The organism is Streptomyces sp. B8-7 (assembly GCF_058833805.1).
The window spans coordinates 452,222-469,850 of the sequence record NZ_JBYRRL010000002.1; the positions used below are offsets into that span (position 1 = coordinate 452,222).

The 17,629-nt window shown below is 73.9% G+C and carries 14 protein-coding genes; 5 read left to right on the plus strand and 9 right to left on the minus strand.

Annotated features, from left to right (window positions below; genetic code table 11):
* Positions 1-79: 79 nt before the first annotated feature.
* The 3 genes from AC5K6T_RS10695 to AC5K6T_RS10705 are packed head-to-tail and all read right to left on the minus strand — an operon-like array spanning position 80 to position 1,999.
* Entirely contained in the window at positions 80-1,249 is a 1,170-nt protein-coding gene (locus AC5K6T_RS10695; RefSeq protein ID WP_493207906.1) for a hypothetical protein, read from the minus strand.
* Between the two features lie 4 nt (positions 1,250-1,253).
* Positions 1,254-1,391 (minus strand): hypothetical protein, encoded by a 138-nt coding sequence (locus AC5K6T_RS10700; protein WP_493207908.1) that lies wholly within the window; start codon positions 1,389-1,391, stop codon positions 1,254-1,256.
* On the minus strand, positions 1,388-1,999 hold the full coding sequence (locus AC5K6T_RS10705; RefSeq protein ID WP_493207910.1) for a hypothetical protein: 612 nt from the start codon (positions 1,997-1,999) through the stop codon (positions 1,388-1,390). The genes AC5K6T_RS10700 and AC5K6T_RS10705 overlap by 4 nt, the downstream gene beginning before the upstream one ends.
* A gap of 190 nt (positions 2,000-2,189) precedes the next feature.
* Between AC5K6T_RS10705 and gcl the strand changes: the two genes are divergently transcribed.
* Positions 2,190-3,974: a glyoxylate carboligase gene (gene gcl / locus AC5K6T_RS10710; RefSeq protein ID WP_493207912.1), complete on the plus strand. Its 1,785-nt coding sequence runs from the start codon at positions 2,190-2,192 to the stop codon at positions 3,972-3,974.
* 174 nt (positions 3,975-4,148) lie between these two features.
* Here the strand turns inward: gcl and AC5K6T_RS10715 are convergent, their stop codons facing one another.
* The 3 genes from AC5K6T_RS10715 to AC5K6T_RS10725 form a co-directional block, all read right to left on the minus strand.
* Positions 4,149-5,318 carry a glycosyltransferase gene (locus tag AC5K6T_RS10715; RefSeq protein ID WP_493207914.1) on the minus strand — a complete coding sequence of 390 codons (1,170 nt, stop codon included), beginning with the start codon at positions 5,316-5,318 and terminating at the stop codon, positions 4,149-4,151.
* Positions 5,319-5,650: 332 nt separating this feature from the next.
* Positions 5,651-6,919, minus strand: a complete 1,269-nt coding sequence (locus tag AC5K6T_RS10720; RefSeq protein WP_493209280.1) for a nucleotide sugar dehydrogenase — start codon at positions 6,917-6,919, stop codon at positions 5,651-5,653.
* Positions 6,920-6,996: 77 nt separating this feature from the next.
* Positions 6,997-8,514: a glycosyltransferase family 4 protein gene (locus AC5K6T_RS10725; protein WP_493207915.1), complete on the minus strand. Its 1,518-nt coding sequence runs from the start codon at positions 8,512-8,514 to the stop codon at positions 6,997-6,999.
* 37 nt (positions 8,515-8,551) lie between these two features.
* On the opposite strand from AC5K6T_RS10725, the gene wecB reads away from it, so the two are divergent.
* Genes wecB through AC5K6T_RS10745 form a run of 4 tightly spaced genes read left to right on the plus strand, consistent with a single transcriptional unit; the run spans position 8,552 to position 14,241 of the window.
* On the plus strand, positions 8,552-9,640 hold the full coding sequence (gene wecB / locus AC5K6T_RS10730) for a non-hydrolyzing UDP-N-acetylglucosamine 2-epimerase (protein WP_493207917.1): 1,089 nt from the start codon (positions 8,552-8,554) through the stop codon (positions 9,638-9,640).
* Complete coding sequence (locus AC5K6T_RS10735) at positions 9,633-10,259, plus strand: class I SAM-dependent methyltransferase (RefSeq protein WP_493207919.1); 627 nt, start codon at positions 9,633-9,635, stop codon at positions 10,257-10,259. The genes wecB and AC5K6T_RS10735 overlap by 8 nt, the downstream gene beginning before the upstream one ends.
* Positions 10,259-12,055, plus strand: a complete 1,797-nt coding sequence (locus AC5K6T_RS10740; RefSeq protein ID WP_493207921.1) for a hypothetical protein — start codon at positions 10,259-10,261, stop codon at positions 12,053-12,055. Before AC5K6T_RS10735 ends, AC5K6T_RS10740 begins: the two co-directional genes overlap by 1 nt.
* Positions 12,052-14,241: a glycosyltransferase gene (locus AC5K6T_RS10745; protein ID WP_493207923.1), complete on the plus strand. Its 2,190-nt coding sequence runs from the start codon at positions 12,052-12,054 to the stop codon at positions 14,239-14,241. Before AC5K6T_RS10740 ends, AC5K6T_RS10745 begins: the two co-directional genes overlap by 4 nt.
* A 123-nt stretch (positions 14,242-14,364) precedes the next feature.
* Here the strand turns inward: AC5K6T_RS10745 and AC5K6T_RS10750 are convergent, their stop codons facing one another.
* From AC5K6T_RS10750 to AC5K6T_RS10760, 3 genes are all read right to left on the minus strand, one after another.
* Positions 14,365-14,595: a hypothetical protein gene (locus AC5K6T_RS10750; protein ID WP_493207925.1), complete on the minus strand. Its 231-nt coding sequence runs from the start codon at positions 14,593-14,595 to the stop codon at positions 14,365-14,367.
* 467 nt (positions 14,596-15,062) lie between these two features.
* Positions 15,063-16,520: a catalase gene (locus AC5K6T_RS10755; RefSeq protein ID WP_493207927.1), complete on the minus strand. Its 1,458-nt coding sequence runs from the start codon at positions 16,518-16,520 to the stop codon at positions 15,063-15,065.
* A gap of 176 nt (positions 16,521-16,696) precedes the next feature.
* The gene (locus AC5K6T_RS10760) at positions 16,697-17,605 is read right to left on the minus strand and encodes a 2-hydroxy-3-oxopropionate reductase (protein ID WP_493207929.1); all 909 of its coding nucleotides are present in this window, start codon (positions 17,603-17,605) and stop codon (positions 16,697-16,699) included.
* Positions 17,606-17,629: the final 24 nt, after the last annotated feature.

A 17,629-nucleotide genomic window follows, 5' to 3' on the forward strand; every position in this document is an offset into this window, starting at 1 on the left:
CGCATCCGGTCGGGCAGTGCGGTCATGGCTTCGCCGTAGCGGTACGTCGGGTCCGGAAGGCTGCGCGCGCGGGGCTGTCCTACTCGGCCGGCAGACGGAGCATCGGTTCGAAGGCCGCGTCCTCCTCGCCCTCGACCGAAGGGAGGAAGCCGTCCGGGACGGTGCGGGCGGCCGTGGTGAGGAGGCGGGCCAGGACCTCGGGCTCGGTGGCCGGGGGGAGGCGGAGGGCGGCGAGGAGGCGGTCGCGGACCTCGGGGTGGTCCGGGTTGTCCTCAAGGTAGTCGGCGTTGAGCGCAGGGGGACGGAAGCCGGCCAGGGCGTCGTGCCAGGAGGGGAGGACGATGGCCAGGGTCAGGGCCTCGGCGAGGGACTCCGCGATGAGGGAAGCCCGGCCCTCGGAGTCGGTGTGGAGGACGGGGCGGACGCGGTCGGAGCCGGCCGGGCCGCAGAGGTAGTGGGTGCCTCCCGCGTTGCAGCCGGCCACGGGCTCCACCGGGAGACCGGCCGGCAGGGCGATCGACTCGATGGGGTCGGTCCGCATGAGGTCGAACTCACCGTCGCAGGCGAGGTACGCCTCGACCTCGGGGTCGGCGGCGATCCGGCGGAGCAGGGCCTCGTCGGAGAGGGCGGCCGGGTTGAGGCCGCGGGCGGCTTCGGGGGTCAGGGGGTGGCCTGCGAGGACGTGGCGGACGGTGTCGAGGGGGACGGGCCGCCCGTAGTCCGCCTCGAAGTGCTCTTGGACGGCCTCGGGGGAGCGGTCTGTGAGGAGGTGGAAGAGGAAACCGGAGCCGTCCGGGTCCTCGCTGTCGGCAGGGAAGGCGATGGCCGAGCCGGTGCGCCAGGCCGTGTCGCCGGTCTCCCACCACAGGCAGGCGGTGACCCGCGGGGCGCCGAGGCCCTCGTCGACGAAGGCCGGGTCGTCCAGGAGCGGGCGCAGCGCGGCGGGCACCTCGTCGATGACACCGGGCCAGACCTGTTCGTCGTCCGTGGCGTACGGGCTCATCTCCGACTCGTGGTCGAAGCCGCGGACGAGCACACCGGCCGGGGTGAAGAGGACGGAGAAGTCGTCACCCGAGCCACTGTCCATCAGGGCCGCCTCCGTCCCAGGCCCCCAGGTGGTGGAGAAGGAGTAGCGGGAGAACCGCGGGTCGCGGCAGATGGCCTGGTCCAGCACGGCCAGCGCACGCAGGTACGCGCGGAGCTCGGCGGGGTCCGGGAGGAGGGCGGCGGTCGTGTGCACGGTGTCCATGGGCTCATGCAAGCAGCCGGCACTGACATCCGGGGCGGCGGTTCGGGGTGGTGCCCTTCAGCTCGGGGAGCCACGACTCGATGATGTCCGCGGCCTCCTCGACCGTGTACCTGCCCCCGGGGAAGTACACGCCGAAGCTCACCGTGTTGTCGGCTCACTCGGTCGGTAGATGGTGTGGACGCCTTCCGTCACGCCGGGCATCTTCGCGATGGAGCCGGTCGGTGCCACGGTGGTCACCTTCACCGGCTCGGGTACGCGGAGCCTGAAGGCGTAGGCGCGGGCCTCTTCGCGGACCGTGTCGTACAGGTCCCTCTCCAGGGCCTCCCGCCCTGAAGCCTCCCCCGCAAGGGTCTTCCCCGGCCCGGGATTCCCCGCCTTCTCGTGGGTCCGCGCGGTGTCGGGGGTCCCGCTCCGCTCCTGGCTCTCCTCCTCCGCACGGGCCGCTTCCGCCGCGGTCACGGGGATGCGCAGCATCGTCCCGCAGGGGCAGCCCAGTTCCGGCCGGGGCCAGTCGGAGCGGCGCCCGCAGGCGGTGCACCGCAGGGTCAGCCACTCCTCCGCCCAGGTGCGGTGCGTGACGGCGACCGGGTTCCCGGCGGGGTCCAGCGGCGGGGCGAGCGGCGCGCCGCAGACGCACGGGCAGGTCTGCGCCGTGTAGGTGTGCGCGCGGCGGCAGGCGGGGCAGCGCACCGTGACGCTCGGGGACATGGCCCGCTCCAGGACGTACTCGGGTGGGTTCGGCCCACCCATCGTCCTCCCGGAGACCCTCTCCTGTCCGTCTCTTGACGGGGTTCACCCCTCCCTCTACATTGCTTCCAGATAGCAGAAAAGAAATTCCGCAATGTGGAATCGTGTGAATCACGGGCGGAACAAGCGCGGAAAGGGTCTCACCGCGGGGCGCGACGGAGAGCCCATCCGAAAGCCGAAGCAGGAGTACTCCATGGCTCGTATGACCGCTGCCCGCGCGGCAGTCGAGATCCTCAAGCGCGAGGGCGTCACCAACGCGTTCGGTGTCCCGGGCGCGGCGATCAACCCGTTCTACGCGGCGCTCAGGGCCGCGGGCGGTGTGACCCACACCCTCGCCCGTCACGTCGAGGGCGCCTCGCACATGGCCGAGGGCTACACCCGCACCCGTCCGGGCAACATCGGCGTGTGCATCGGCACCTCGGGCCCGGCCGGCACGGACATGATCACCGGCCTGTACTCCGCGACCGGCGACTCCGTCCCGATCCTGTGCATCACCGGCCAGGCCCCGACCGCGGTGATCCACAAAGAGGACTTCCAGGCGGTCGACATCGCCTCCATCGCCAAGCCCGTGACCAAGATGGCCGTCACCGTCCTGGAGGCCGCGCAGGTGCCGGGCGTCTTCCAGCAGGCCTTCCACCTGATGCGCTCCGGCCGGCCCGGACCGGTCCTGATCGACCTGCCGATCGACGTCCAGCTCACCGAGATCGAGTTCGACCCGGAGACGTACGAGCCGCTGCCGGTCTACCGGCCGGCCGCGACCCGCGCCCAGATCGAGAAGGCGATCGGCATGCTGAACGCCTCCGAGCGTCCGCTGATCGTGGCCGGTGGCGGCGTCATCAGCGCCGACGCGAGTGAACTCCTGGTCGAGTTCGCGGAACTGACGGGCACTCCGGTGGTGCCCACCCTGATGGGCTGGGGCGCTCTCCCCGACGACCACGAGCTGAACGCGGGCATGGTCGGCCTGCAGACCTCGCACCGCTACGGCAACGCCACCTTCCTGGAGTCCGACTTCGTCCTCGGCATCGGCAACCGCTGGGCCAACCGGCACACCGGCAGGCTCGACGTCTACACGGCGGGCCGCACCTTCGTGCACGTCGACGTCGAGCCCACCCAGATCGGCAAGATCTTCGCCCCCGACTACGGCATCGCCTCCGACGCCCGCGTCGCGCTGGAGCTGTTCGTCGAGGCGGCACGCGAGCTGAAGGCGGCCGGGAAGCTGCCCGACCGCTCCGGCTGGGCCGCGGCGGCGCAGGAGCGGAGGTCGACCCTGCTGCGCCGTACCCACTTCGACGACATCCCGATCAAGCCGCAGCGCGTGTACGAGGAGATGAACAAGGCCTTCGGCCCGCAGACGCGCTACGTCAGCACGATCGGCCTCTCCCAGATCGCCGGCGCCCAGATGCTGCACGTCTACCGCCCGCGCCACTGGATCAACTGCGGCCAGGCCGGACCGCTCGGCTGGACCGTCCCGGCCGCGCTCGGCGTCGCCACGGCCGACCCGTCGGCGTCCGTCGTCGCCCTCTCCGGCGACTACGACTTCCAGTTCATGATCGAGGAGCTGGCCGTCGGCGCCCAGCACAGGATCCCCTACATCCATGTCCTGGTGAACAACTCCTACCTCGGCCTGATCCGCCAGGCCCAACGGGCGTTCGACATCGACTTCCAGGTCAAGCTGGAGTTCGAGAACATCAACTCGCCCGAGCTGGGCGTCTACGGCGTCGACCACGTCAAGGTCGTCGAGGGCCTCGGCTGCAAGGCCGTCCGGGTCACCGACCCGGCCGAGCTGGGCGCCGCCTTCGAGGAGGCCAAGAAGCTCGCCGCGCTGCATCAGGTGCCCGTCGTCGTCGAGGCCATCCTGGAACGCGTCACCAACATCTCCATGTCCGGCACCAACGACATCAGCAACGTCGTGGAGTTCGAGGAGATCGCCACCGAGCCGGGGCACGCCCCCACCGCCATCAGGCCCCTGACGGTCTGACCCGGCCCGCCCGGGACGCCCGGGGCCCGCGCGGCACCGTGCGGGCCCCTCCGGCCGGTCCGGACACGGCACGGGGCGATCAGCCGGCCGCGCCCGGCGGGCGGGCCGGGGCGGGCCGGGCGGAACGCCTCGCGCACGGACCCGCGCCACCCGGCCGCGCCGGAGGCGGTGCGCTCATGCGCGGTGTTCGCCCTCCAGCGGGGCCGGAGCCGGCGCCGCGGTCCGCACTCGGGCGCCGGACGCCCCGGCGACCCACGCCTCCAGGCAGGCCACGAACTCGGCGGACCTCGCGGTCCAGTCGAGCTCGGCGGCCGCCGCGTCCCGGCCCCGCCGCGCGGCCCGCAGCCGCAGCGGGACGTCGTCGCGCAGACGCCGTACCGCCGCCGCGGTGCCGGCCGGATCCCGGTGGGGGACGACCAGGCCGCAGCCGTGCCGCTCGACGAGCTCGGCGGCCAGCGGGCTCGGCGTGGTGACGACGGGGACGCCGTGGGCCATGTACTCGACGACCTTGGTGGGCCGGGAGTGGCGGTAGTTGGGCTGGTCGTGCAGGAGCGACAGTCCGGCCAGCGCTCCGGGCAGCAGGGCGAGGGCGCGGTCGTTGGGCAGGAATCCGCGCCAGCGCAGCACGCCGTCCCGGTCGGCCGCGGCGAGCGCGCCGCGCACGTCGGGGTCGGCCGCGCCGATCGCCTCGACCCGGACGTCCGGCGCGAGCAGCCGTGCCGTCTCCAGCAGGTCCAGCGCGCCGCGCGCCCGGGACAGGTGGCCCAGGTAGACCACCCGGTCGGCCCCCGCGGGCAGCGGGGCGGCGGCCGGTGCGGCGGCGAGGTTCGGCACCACGGGGTGCAGGCGGCGGAACCGGGACTGGTAGGCGTCCTCGGCGAGCAGCAGCCGCAGATGGCGCTCGGCCAGGCGCTCCGCCGCCCGCACGGCGAGCCGCAACGGCGACCGCAGCGGTCCGGGCAGCCAGCCCTTCATCACCAGGGCGGCCGCCGTGTCCTCGTGCACGTCCCACACCGTCACCGGGGCCCGGCCGGTGCGCCGCCAGCGGCGCAGCGTGCCGGGCAGTGTCAGCATCAGCTCGGGGTCGTGCAGCAGCAGCAGGTCGACGTCCTGGCCGCGTTCGACGATCAGGGCCCGGGCCGCGCGCAGGGCGTCCCGGCGGGAGCGGCCCGCGGCCCGGGGCAGGTCCACGCCCTCGACGTACGGCCTCGGCGCCACGCCGCACGCGGAGTACGGCGCGGCGTAGACGATCTCGTGGCCGCGGTCGCGCAGCGCGGCGATCTCGCGGTGCAGGATGCGGGCGTCCTCGGGATGGTGGACGACGGTGACGACGAGTATGCGCATCGGGGGACCTCTCAGCTCCCTCCGGCTCCGCGCGGAGCCCGGGAACACGGAGCGCGGAGTGCGGGGGCGCGGGGGCGCGGGAGTGCGGGGGTGCGGGGGTGCGGGGGTGCGGGGGTGCGGGGGTGCGGAGTCGGGGGGGTGCGGAGTGACGAGGGAGGGGTGCGGCGGCCGGACGGGGCTGCCGGGGAGCTCGCGGCACCCGGTGCGGTGCCTCGCACGGCGGAGCGTCACCCGCGTACCGGACGTGTCCGGGCGGTGCGCGCGGCGCGGCGGGGCGCCGTGCCGCGCGCCGCGGGCCGGGCGCGACGTCCGCAGCGCCCGTCCGCAGGGCCCTAGAGCACCTCGACGCCCGGCTGGAAGATCCGCCCCCGGGTGTCGAACAGCAGGCGGGCCTGGTCGGCGAGGGCGGGCAGGTCGTAGGCGGTGTGGTCCTGCAGCAGGATCGTCAGGTCCTGGCCGCGGGCCGCCGCCAGGGGGTCCGCGACGCCGGGTACCGGTTCACCGTCGACGGACCACTGCCCGACGTACGGGTCGTGGAAGGAGACCTCCGCGTCCCGTTCCCGCAGCAGCCGGGCCACCGGGATCGCCGGTGACTCGCGCTGGTCGGCGACGTCCGGCTTGTAGGTGACGCCGAGCAGCAGGACCCGGGAGCCGTGCAGCGGTCTGCCGACGCTGTTGAGGAGGTCCTGGGCGCGGCGTACCACGTACTCCGGCATCCGGCGGTTGATCTCCTGGGCCAGCTCGACGAAGCGGAACTCGTAGCCGAGCGAGGAACGCACCTTGTAGGAGAGGTAGTTGGGGTCGATCGGGATGCAGTGCCCGCCGACTCCGGCGCCGGGGCGGAAGGGCTGGAAGCCGAACGGCTTGGTGGCGGCGCAGCGGATCGCGTCCCAGAGGTCGACCCGCAGTTCGTGGCTGATGATGGCCAGTTCGTTGACCAGGGCGATGTTGACGTGCCGGTAGGTGTTCTCGATCAGCTTGGCCAGCTCGGCCTCGCGGGTGCCCCTGGCCTGCACGACGGTGTCGACGAGCTTGCCGTAGAAGGCGGCGGCGCGCGCCGCGCAGGCGGGTGTGCAGCCGCCGACGACCTTCGGCGTCCCGCGCAGCTGGTGGGTGGTGTTGCCGGGGTCGATGCGCTCCGGTGAGAAGGCCAGGGCGAAGTCCGTGCCGACGGTGAGACCGGACTCCTCCAGCAGCGGTCTGACGACCTCCTCGGTGGTGCCCGGGTAGGTGGTCGACTCCAGGACCACGAGCTGTCCGCGGCGCAGCCGGAGGGCGACCGACCGGGCCGCGGCGGTCACCGCGCCCAGGTCCGGGCCGCCGTCGGAGCCGAGCGGGGTCGGTACGCAGATGACCACGGTCTGGGCGGAGGTCAGGCAGGCGTCGTCGGTGTACGCGCGGAACCCGGCCGCGCGCATCCGGCGCACGTCCTCGCCGGAGACGTCGTCGACGTGCGAGCGGCCGGCGTTCAGTGCCGCGACGACGCCCTCGTCCCGGTCCAGCCCCACCACCCGCAGGCCCACCGACGCGGCTTCCCGTGCCAGCGGGAGCCCGACGTAGCCGAGCCCGATCACGGCGAGTTCGACGCCGTCGGCCGGTATTCGGTCCGGCCCGTTCTCGTCCCCGAGCGGCCCGTTCTCGTCCCCGAGCGGCCCGTTCTCGTCCCCGAGCGGTGCGTTCACTTCCCCGAGCGGTTCGGTCCCGTCGGCCTGCATGCGGCTTCACCCGGCTTTCGAGGCGGGAGTCGGCAGCCCAGCGTGCGATAGGCATCGCAGGTCAGGGCGGCGACCCGGTTCCAGGTACGGCTCCGCCCGACGAGCGAGCGGGCGTGTGTTCCCATTTCTTGACGCCGGTTTTGAGCGTAAAGCAGCTCTTCGAGGGCGTCTGCCCAAGTCTGCGGTGATCCGGGTGGAATGAGTCGGCCACTTGCCCCGGACTCGACCAGCTCTCTCAGCGCGGGGAGGTCGCTGGCCGCCACCGGCAGGCCGCTCGCCATCGCCTCGACGGGCTTGAGCGGGGTCACCAGACGGCACACGCGTGCGTCGGTGCGGGGCACCGCGAAGACGTCCAACGCGGCGTGGTACGAGCGCACTTGCCCGTGCGGCACCCGGCCGGTGAACAACGCCGCCCCGTCGCCGAGCCCGAGCCGCCCGGCCAGCGCCTCCAGCTCCGCCCGCTCCGGTCCGTCCCCGACGATCAGCAGCCTCAGCGGCACCCCGCGACGGCGCAGCGCGGCACCCGCATGGAGCAAGGTGCCGATACCCTCGTACGGAGTAAGGCTGCTGACGGTGCCGACCACGAGGTCGTCCGGTGCGATGCCGAGCCGGCGCCGCACCGGAGCCCGGTCCGGCAGCGGCGCGAGGAACGTGTCGTCCACGGCGTTCGGGGAGATCAGGACCCGTTCCTCGGGCACCCCGCGGGACACGATCTCGGCCTTCATGGCCGCTCCCAGGGTCAGCACCAGGTCGGCCTCGCGCATGCAGTGCGTCTCCAGCGCGCGCCGGGCGCGGTACGTCTCGTCGTCCGGGCCGCGCCCCGGCGCCTGGGTCAGCCAGGTCTCCTCCAGGAACCCCCGCACCTCGTAGACCACCGGCAGGCCGTAGGTCTCGCGCAGGGCGAGGGCCACCCGCCCGTTGCCGTGGTCGGTGGCCGCGTGCAGCACGGCGGGCCGCAGCCGTTCCACCAGCCGCCCCGCCAGCTCGGCGTTCCGGGCCAGTGCCGCCGCCTGCCCGTACGGCAGCCAGAGCGGCAGCAGCCGGTGCTGGGGCACGCCGGCCACACTCTGCGCGGGCCGCGCGTCCAGCACGCCCTGCGCCACCGGGAAGCCGATGCGGGTGACGACATGAGGGTCGAGCCCGGCCGCCCGCTGCGCCTCGGCGAGCTTCTGGGTGCGCACGGTGTAGCCGGCGTGCCTGAACGGCAGCCCGTTGGTGACCAGATGGAGTACCCGGCCCGGGACCGGCTCGAAGGCCCGCCCGGCGGGTGCGCGCACGCGTGCCGCCGGGGTCGGCGCGGCAGCGGGGCCGGCCGTGCGGGCGCGGGCTGCCAGCCCGCGTTCGACGGGCCGCAGCCCGCGCCGGAGAGGCGGCGGCAGCAGCCGCAGACCGAGCAGTCCCGCGCGCGCGGGATCCTGCCGCAACTCGCCCAAAGCGACGGAGACCGCCAGACTGAGGGCCCGGGAGACATTACGGGACATATCGCAACGTTAGGTCGACAGAGCGGAGACTCACACCATGACCGGCCGTGTACTCCATGTCGTCGGCACCCGGCCGAACTTCGTCAAGGCGGCACCGGTGGTGGCCGCCCTCCGCCCGGCCGGCTGCGCACAACTCCTCGTACACACCGGCCAGCACTACGACGGGCGCCTGTCGGACGTCTTCTTCCGGCAGCTCGGCCTGCCGGAGCCGGACACCGACCTCGGTGTCGGCTCCGGCAGCCACGCCCGGCAGACCGCCGACCTGCTGGTCGCGCTGGAAGCCGAGCTCACCGCCCGGGAGCCCGACCTCGTCGTGGTGTACGGGGACGTCAACTCCACGCTGGCCGCCGCCCTCGCCGCCGCGAAACTCGGCATCCCGGTCGCCCATGTGGAGGCGGGCCTGCGCAGTTTCGACATGGCGATGCCGGAGGAGGTGAACCGGCGCCTGGTGGACCAGCTCGCCGAACTGCTGTTCGCCACCAGCCCGGAGGCCGTCGGCCACCTCGCCCGCGAGGGGGTGGACGTGGACCGGGTCCACCTCGTCGGCAACCCGATGATCGACACCCTGCTCACCCATCTGGACCTGTTCGACCCGGTCGCCGCGCGCACCGCGTACGGCCTGCCCGAGCGCTACGGTGTGGTCACCCTGCACCGGCCGGCCAACGTCGACGACCCCGAGGCGGCCCGCGCCGCCGTCCGCGTCCTGGCCGAGGCGGCCCGCCACGTCGACCTCGCCGTGCCGCTGCACCCGCGCGGCCGGGCCGCCCTGGAAGCGGCCGGACTGGCGGGGGCCACGGGCGTCCATGTGCTCGACCCCCTGGGATACGTCGAGTTCATGAGCCTGGTCCGGGGCGCCGCCGCCGTGATCACCGACTCGGGCGGCGTCCAGGAGGAGACCACCGTCCTGCGCGTGCCCTGCCTGACCCTGCGGACGACGACCGAACGCCCGGTCACCGTCACCCACGGCACCAACCGCCTGGTCCGGCACGGAGAGCTCGTACCGGCGCTGCGCAAGGTGCTGGACGGCGGCGGGCCCGCGCACGGCGAGGGCCCACCGCTGTGGGACGGCTCGGCGGGCGCCCGGATCGCCCAGGTCGTCACCCGCTGGCTGGACCACCATGACTGACCGCATCCTCACCCAGCCGGAGGAAGCCGTGCGGGCCGCGGCGTACGGCTTCGACGGCGGTACCGGCCCGGACCCCGGGGGCCGGGAGATCTTCCACGCCCTGCGGCTGGGCACGCTGCTGCGCCTGATCGGCGACCTGTCGAGCCCCCGGGCGCCGCTGTTCGTGCTCGACGCGGGCTGCGGCGAGGGACACCTCGCGCGTGCCCTGGCCCGTTGCGGGCACCGCGTCGACGCCTTCGACGCGGACGCGGAGACCGTCGCCCGGGCCCGTGCCGAGGGCGGCGGCCCGCGCTACGCCGTGGCCTTGCTGGCCGACTGGCGCAGCCCCTGGCCGTACGACGTCGTGCTCGGCGTCGACGTGCTCTTCCACGTCCCCGACGACACGGAGTGGGCGGCGGGGGTGCGCAACCTGGCCTCGCTGGTGCGCCTGACCGGCCGGCTGATCGTCACCGACGCGGACACCGGGGAGCGCCTGCCGCGCGGCGGCCCCGTCGTGCACCGCCCGGCGGACGCCTACCGCGCGGAGCTCGAACCGGCCGGCCTGCGGCACACGCACTTCCAGCCGTACGGCTTCCGCGAGAACGAGGTCGGATTCCACGTCTTCACGAGGACCCGCTGATGAGACTGACCGATCTGCTCCGCCCGCACCTCGACGGCGTCACCGCCGTCGTCGACGCGACGCCCGAGGGCGGGCCGCGCCTCGAACCCTATCTGCACCTCCCGGACGGGATCACGCTGCGCCGGGACGACGAGAGCCCCGTGGAGCGGGGCGAGCTGGTCCTGCTGTCGTACGGGCCCGGCCCGCACGGTACCGAGGACGCCGGTACGTCCGTACTGGAGCGGATCCGGCCCGGCGGGCGCGGCGTGCTCCTCTTCGGCCACCGCGAACCGCCGTACCACCGCCTGCTCGACCACCTCGTCATCCACCACTGCCAGGTGCTGCGTGCCGCACCCCTGGAGTACGCCTCCCTCCACGCGGGCGCCGTGTTCGCCCGCACGGACGAACTCCTGCCGCCGCACGACTGGTTCGGGCGCCCGGTGCCGGCCGACGGAGCGGCCACGCAGCTGCGGATGGCGAACGAGTACGTCCTCGCCGACCTGGTCTCCCGCTCCCTGCGGGCCCGTGTGCTCGATCTGGAGAAGGACGCCGAGGACGCGGCACGGCTGGGTGACGCCGCCCGCGAGGACGGTCTCGCCGACCGGCTGGCCGCCGCCGTACGCGAGCGGGACCAACTGGCGTCGGCGCTGCGCGGGGCCCGGGACCGGGTCGAGGTCCTGCAGGCGCGCGTGGCCATGCTGGAGGGCTCGACCTCGCTGCAGGTCGGCCGGGCGCTGGTGTCGGCGGCCCGCTCGCCGCGCCGGCGGGCGCCCCTGCTGCCCCGTGAGCTCTACGGACTGTGGCGGGGGAGGTCCAGAGCGCGGCCCGCTCCGGCAGGGCAGCGCACGCGCGAGACGCCGCAGATGGCGGACGGACGCTTCCACCTCGCCCACCGGGCCCTGTCCTCCGCCCCGCGCGACCGGCTGGTCCTCGCCGGGGTGCTCACCGACCGGACCGCCGGGGACTTCGCGGCGGACGCCTGCGTGAACCGTCTGCTGCCGCACGACGGCGAGCTGCTGGTGCGGCGCACCGACCCGGACGCCGTCGTCGTACAGCTGAGCGCCTGTACCGGCGACGGCCCCTGGTCGCTCACCGGCACCGGTCTCGCCCCCGACCTGGACCGGCGGCTCGCGGAACTCCTCACGGAGGCCGGGGCCCTCGGCCGGACGGCCGTGCTGTGGCGGGACGCCCCGGCGGCCGGCGCACCCCTGCTGGCGCGGCTGGCGTGGGACGCGGTCATCGACGCGGACACCGGCGTCCGGCTCTCCCGGCTCGATCCCGACGTGTGCGGACGGGACGGGCTGCGGGAGGCGTTCTGGCAGGACTGCACCCGGGTACGGCTGGCGAGGCTGGCCCGGCTGACCGGCGCCCCTGACCCGCTGGCCCGGCGCCGGGTCGCCGTACTGGCCGATCCGCGCGACCGGCACGACGCCGCCCGACTGGCCGGCCAGGTGCTCGAACAACTGCACCGTCCGGCCGAGGTGGTGGTGCCCGGCCCCGCGGGCGGCCTGCTGGACGAGCTGACCGCGGCCGGGGTGACGGTCCGCAGCGGTGCGCCCACGGCGCCGTGGATCGCCGACTGGACCGACCTGTCCGCGACCCGCCCGCCCACCCTGCTGCTGGACCTGATGTGCGCCCAGGAGTACTCGGGCGCCGACGCCGTCGGTCACACCCCGGCCGACGACGACTACACCTTCGTACCGGCGCTGACCCCGCTCCTCGTGCGCCGGTCCCTGCACCTGGCCGGCACACCCCCCAAGGACTGGCTGAGCGAGGGGCAACGGCTGTTCGCCGTCCGCGGGAAGGAGTCGTCATGAGCCGCACGCTGCGCGCCCTCGTCTACGGCGACGTGGACCTCAACCTGATCGACGGCTCGGCGGTGTGGGCCCAGTCCACGGTGCAGGCGCTGTCCGCGGCGGGCTGCGAGACCCGGCTGGTGCTCAAGGCACCGGTACGGACCGGCCGGCTGACCGACCCGCTGGCCGGGCTCCCCGGGGTCACGCTGGTCCAACCGCACGAGGAGCAGCTGCTGCCCGGACGGTCCGCCCGGCCGCTGTCCCCCTTCCAGGCGTCGCAGGTGCTGGAACGGCTCGACCGGGAGGCGCCCTGCGACCTGCTGGTGCTGCGCGGCCGGCGGCTGACCGGCCGGGTGGTGGCCGACGGGCACTTCCACGGGAGGATCTGGGCCTATCTGACCGACATCCCGCAGTCGGCCGCGGAGATGACCGGCCAGGCCCGCGAAGAGCTGGCCCGGATCGCCGAGGCGTCGGCGCAGCTGCTGTGCCAGACCGAGGAGCTGCGCTGCTTCCTGGAGGCCTGGGTGCCCGCGGCCTGCGGCCGCTGCCTGCTCGCCCCGCCCGCCGTGCCCGACCCGGACTTCCCGGTCCCGGAGCACGACCGGCCGCACGACCCCTTCCGGCTCGTCTACACCGGCAAGTTCGCGCCGCTCTGGAACACCCTGCCCATGACCCGGCTGCCGGCCCTGCTCGCCGAACAGGGCATCCGGGCCGAACTGCACACCGTCGGCGACAAGATCCACGAGGATCGTGCCCACCCGGACTTCCACGCGGCCATGGCCCGTGCGCTGGCCGACGGCACGCCGGGTCTGGTGCACCACGGCGGGCAGCCCCGCGAACAGGCCATGCGCATCGCCGCCGACTGCGACCTCGGCCTCGGCTGGCGCGACCCAGCTCTCGACGCCAGCCTCGAACTGTCCACCAAGGTGCTGGAGTTCGGCGCGCTCGGCCTGCCCGTCGTGCTGAACCGCACACCCGCCCACGAGGCGCTGCTCGGCTCCGGCTACCCGCTCTTCGTGCCCGGCCGCGCCGAACTCCCGGACGCCGTCGCGGCAGTGGCCCGCGCCGTACGCGAGCCCGAGGCACGGCAGCTGGCGGCCGACCGCTGCCGGGAGGCCGCCGGCCGGTACACGCTGCGCAGCGCCGCGCAGCGCTGGCGCGCCCACCTCGACCGCGCCTTCCCCGCCGCGCCGCCCGCCCTGGAGCGCCGGGGAAGACCGCTGCGGGTCGGGGTCGCGGGCCACGACCTGAAGTTCCTCACCCGGCTCCTGGACCACGTCCGAGCCCTGCCCGGCGTCGAGGTCCGGATCGACGCCTGGCCCGCGCTGGCCCGCCACGACCCGGCGGCGAGCCGCGAACTCGCCGACTGGGCCGACGTACTGGTCGTGGAGTGGTGCGGCCCGGCCGCCGTCTGGTTCAGCCGCCACAAGCGGCGCGACTGCCGCCTGGTCGTCCGGCTGCACCGCTTCGAGCTGGACGCCGACTGGCCGCGGCGGGTCGACATCGACGCGGTCGACCGGGTGGTGTGCGTCAGCCCGTACTACGCCCGCCGCACCCGGGAGGTCACCGGCTGGCCCGAGGCCAAGATCACGGTCCTGCCGAACTGGGTCGACACCGACCAGCTCGACCGCCCCAAGGCGCCCGGGGCGCAGTTCCGGCTCGGCATGATCGGTATCGCGCCCAGCCGCAAGCGGCTCGATCTGGGCATCGACGTCCTGGAGAAGCTGCGTGCCCATGACCGGCGCTGGCGGCTGTCGGTCAAGTCCAAGCCGCCGTGGGAGTACTGGTGGATCTGGAACAAGCCGGAGGAACGCGAGCACTACGACGCCGTGCTGCGCCGGGTCCAGACCTCACCGCTGCTGGAGGGGGCGGTGGTGTTCGACGCGTTCGGAACGGATGTCGCGAGCTGGCTCCGGCGCGTCGGGCATGTGCTGTCCACCAGCGACGACGAGTCCTTCCATCTCTCCCCGGCCGAGGGCATGGCCTCCGGCGCGGTGCCCGCGCTGCTGCCGTGGCCCGGGGCGGACGAGATCTACGACCGGCGGTGGATCCACGACACTCCCGAGGCGATGGCGGAGGCGACCGCCCGGCTGGCCGACCCGGAGCGCTGGCGGTCGGCCGCCGAGGAGGCCCGCACCCAGGTGCGCCGGTCGTTCTCACTGGAACGGGTGGCGCGGTCCTGGACCGACCTGCTGGTGGGCGGCTGACGGCGGACCCGGCCCGGGGGAGGTGAGGCGGGACCGCGTCCCGGGCGACCACGTCTCGCCGGGGCGGCCTCGCGCCGCCGCCCCGGCGAGGCCGCGGGCGGGCGGGTGCACGGCAGGACTCGTTCAGAGGGTGTCCGACAGCCCGGGCCAGTCCTCCGGCCCGCCGCCCTGCCACTCGATCAGGTCCTCCTCCTCGACCTCGATCCGGTCCAGGTCCGCCACCCGCAGGATCTCCACCACGTCGTCCAGATGGGAGGCGACCCCCAGCGGCCGCTCGTCCGCCGTCACCCGGCGCGACCCGTCCAGAGCCGGCGGCCGCACCACCACGTGAGGATGCCGCACAGAACCACCCATGTCCCCCACCCTGCACCCCTGCCCCCGAAGAAGCCACCCGGCCCGGGAGAGCCGGCTCCCACCCCTCACCCTGAAGCGCCCTCACTCCAACCCCCCGCCGAATCCAAGGAGCGCCGGGCGCGGGACCGTCCGCACCCGGCGCTCCCCGGCCGGTGAGGCTTCTGTGGTGGCCGCCCGACGGCACGAGGCCGGGCGCGACCGGGTCGTTCGCGCCGCCGGACGGAGCCGGCGCCCCCGCGAAGGGGGCGGTCATGGGCCGGTACCGCGACGGATGCGACGGTTCCGGGAGGCCTCCCCCCTCAGGTCGGGAAGAGGCCCCGGACCTTCACCACCGCACTGGCTCGCACTCCGCCGCGGCCCGTACCTGTCCGCACCGCCGACGATCACCCCTCATCCGGATCGCCGACGCCGCGGACCGTGCGTCCGGTACCCGACCTCCCGTCGGGGTCCGGACGCGGTCGGTGAGGTCAGTCCTCGCGCAGGGCGCGGACCGCCTCCTCCACCCGCCGCCCGTACTCGGGGTCGGCCGCGTGGAAGTGGGCCAGGTTCCTCTCGACCACGTCGTCGCGGGAGACCTGGGACAGGCCGCCGGCGATGTTCGCGACCAGGCGGGACCTCTCCTCGGCGGACATCAGCCGGTACAGCTCGCCCGCCTGGAAGAAGTCGTCGTCCTTGGTGTGCTGCGGCGCCTCGTGGGTGCCGGTGTACCCGGAGACCGCCAGCGGGGCGGAGAGCGGGCGGCCGGTCTCGACGGGGCCGTCGTAGGAGTTGGGCTCGTAGTTCTTGGCGTGGCGGCCCTGGGTGCCGGACGCCATGAAGCCGTCGCGGCCGTAGTTCTCGGCCGTGGTGGCCCGGGGCGCGTTCACCGCGAGCCGGGTGTGGTTCACGCCGAGGCGGTAGCGGTGGGCGTCGGCGTAGGCGAAGAGCCGGCCCTGGAGCATCTTGTCGGGGGACGGGCCGATGCCGGGCACGAAGTTGTTCGGGGAGAACGCGGCCTGCTCGACCTCGGCGAACACGTTGTCGGGGTTGCGGTCCAGGACCAGGCGGCCCACCCGCTTGAGCGGGTAGTCCCGGTGCGGCCAGACCTTCGTCAGGTCGAAGGGGTTGAAGCGGTAGTCCGCCGCCTCGGCGGCCGGCATGACCTGCACGTACAGCGTCCAGGAGGGGTGCACGCCCCGCTCGATGGCCTGGAGCAGGTCCGTCTGGTGGGAGGTGGGGTCCTGGCCGGCCGTCTCCGCGGCCTGCTCGCTGCTCAGACAGCGGATGCCCTGGTTCGTCCTGAAGTGGTACTTGACGAAGAAGGCCTCGCCGTCGGCGTTCGTCCACTGGTAGGTGTGCGAGCCGTAGCCGTTCATGTGGCGGTAGGACGCCGGGATGCCGCGGTCGCCCATCAGCCAGGTCACCTGGTGGGTGGCCTCCGGGGCGTGCGCCCAGAAGTCCCACACGTTGTCCGGCTCCTGGCGGCCCGTGAACGGGTCGCGCTTCTGCGAGTGGATGAAGTCGGGGAACTTGACCGGGTCCTTGATGAAGAAGACCGGCGTGTTGTTGCCGACCAGGTCGTAGTTGCCCTCGCGGGTGTAGAACTTGACGGCGAAGCCGCGCGGGTCGCGCACCGCGTCCGCGCCGCCGAGGGAGTCGGCCACGGTCGAGAAGCGCAGGAACACCTCGGTGCGCCGGCCGATCTCGCCCAGGAAGTCGGCGCAGGTGAAGCCGGTGACGTCGTCGGTCACCTCGAAGTGGCCGTACGCGCCGGAACCGCGGGCGTGCACCACACGCTCCGGGATGCGCTCACGGTTGAACCGGGCGAGCTTCTCCAGCAGGTGCTGGTCCTGGAGCAGCAGCGGGCCGCCGACGCCGGCGGAGGCGGAGTTCTGGTTGTCGGCGACCGGGGCGCCGGACTCGGTGGTGAGCACGCGCTTCGACATCGTGGACCTTCCGTACGAGATTCAGCGGAAACCTGTTTCCGCTTCGTGGAGCCTAAAATCGGGCGGACGGGGCGTCAACAGTTTGTTGAAGGGGATTCCGGGCGGCGCCCCCGCCTGGGCGCGACAGGACAGGTGTCGGCGGCGGCGCCGCCCGGAAGTCTGTGGGTGCCTCCGCGTCAGACCTGGGCGCCGGACAGGCGCTCGACGGCCCGCAGCAGGGCCGAGTGGTCCAGGCCGCCGTCGCCCTGGGCGCGCAGCGAGGCGACCAGCTGGGCGACGGCCGCACCGACCGGCAGGGCCGCGCCGACGTTGCGGGCGGCGTCGGTGACGATGCCCATGTCCTTGTGGTGCAGGTCGATCCGGAAGCCCGGCCTGAAGTCGCGGTTGAGGAAGTTGTCCTTCTTGCGTGTCAGCACGGTGGAGCCGGCGAGGCCCCCGTTGAGGACGTCCAGTGCGGCCTTCAGGTCCACGCCGGACCGCTCCAGGAAGACCACCGCCTCGGCACACGCCTGGATGTTCACGGCGACGATCAGCTGGTTGGCGGCCTTCACGGTCTGGCCGGAGCCGTGCGGGCCGCACAGCACGATGGTCCTGCCCAGCGCCTCGAAGACCGGCCTGGCCTCGTCGAAGTCGGCCTGGTCGCCGCCGGCCATGATGGACAGCACGGCCTCGACGGCGCCGGCCTCGCCGCCGGAGACGGGTGCGTCCAGGACGCGGATGCCCTTGTCGCGGGCGGCGGCGGCGAGGTCGACCGAGGTCTGCGGGGTGATCGAGGACATGTCGATCAGCAGGGCGCCCGGCCGGGCGTTCTCCAGGATGCCCTCGGGACCGTAGGAGATCGCCTCGACCTGCGGGGACGCCGGGACCATCGTGATGATGACGTCGGCCTCGCGCACCGCCTCGGCGATGGAGGAGGCCGCGGTGCCGCCCGCCGCCGCGAGCCGGTCGAGCTTGTCCTGCTCCAGGGTGAAGCCGGTGACCTGGTAACCCGCCTTGATCAGGTTCTCGGACATGGGGGAGCCCATGATGCCGAGGCCGATCCAGGCGACGGACGGCAGGGCGGAGTCGGTCCGGGTGTTGCTCATGAGGGTGCCTCTCGGGGGATCGGG

What these genes read in the sequence shown, in the direction of transcription:
- AC5K6T_RS10695 (WP_493207906.1), bottom strand. Translation starts at nt 1,249, where the DNA reads ATGGACACCGTGCACACGACCGCCGCCCTCCTCCCGGACCCCGCCGAG.
- AC5K6T_RS10705 (WP_493207910.1), bottom strand. Translation starts at nt 1,999, where the DNA reads ATGGGTGGGCCGAACCCACCCGAGTACGTCCTGGAGCGGGCCATGTCC.
- gcl (WP_493207912.1), top strand. Translation starts at nt 2,190, where the DNA reads ATGGCTCGTATGACCGCTGCCCGCGCGGCAGTCGAGATCCTCAAGCGC.
- AC5K6T_RS10715 (WP_493207914.1), bottom strand. Translation starts at nt 5,318, where the DNA reads ATGCGCATACTCGTCGTCACCGTCGTCCACCATCCCGAGGACGCCCGC.
- AC5K6T_RS10725 (WP_493207915.1), bottom strand. Translation starts at nt 8,514, where the DNA reads ATGTCCCGTAATGTCTCCCGGGCCCTCAGTCTGGCGGTCTCCGTCGCT.
- wecB (WP_493207917.1), top strand. Translation starts at nt 8,552, where the DNA reads ATGACCGGCCGTGTACTCCATGTCGTCGGCACCCGGCCGAACTTCGTC.
- AC5K6T_RS10735 (WP_493207919.1), top strand. Translation starts at nt 9,633, where the DNA reads ATGACTGACCGCATCCTCACCCAGCCGGAGGAAGCCGTGCGGGCCGCG.
- AC5K6T_RS10740 (WP_493207921.1), top strand. Translation starts at nt 10,259, where the DNA reads ATGAGACTGACCGATCTGCTCCGCCCGCACCTCGACGGCGTCACCGCC.
- AC5K6T_RS10745 (WP_493207923.1), top strand. Translation starts at nt 12,052, where the DNA reads ATGAGCCGCACGCTGCGCGCCCTCGTCTACGGCGACGTGGACCTCAAC.
- AC5K6T_RS10750 (WP_493207925.1), bottom strand. Translation starts at nt 14,595, where the DNA reads ATGGGTGGTTCTGTGCGGCATCCTCACGTGGTGGTGCGGCCGCCGGCT.
- AC5K6T_RS10755 (WP_493207927.1), bottom strand. Translation starts at nt 16,520, where the DNA reads ATGTCGAAGCGCGTGCTCACCACCGAGTCCGGCGCCCCGGTCGCCGAC.
- AC5K6T_RS10760 (WP_493207929.1), bottom strand. Translation starts at nt 17,605, where the DNA reads ATGAGCAACACCCGGACCGACTCCGCCCTGCCGTCCGTCGCCTGGATC.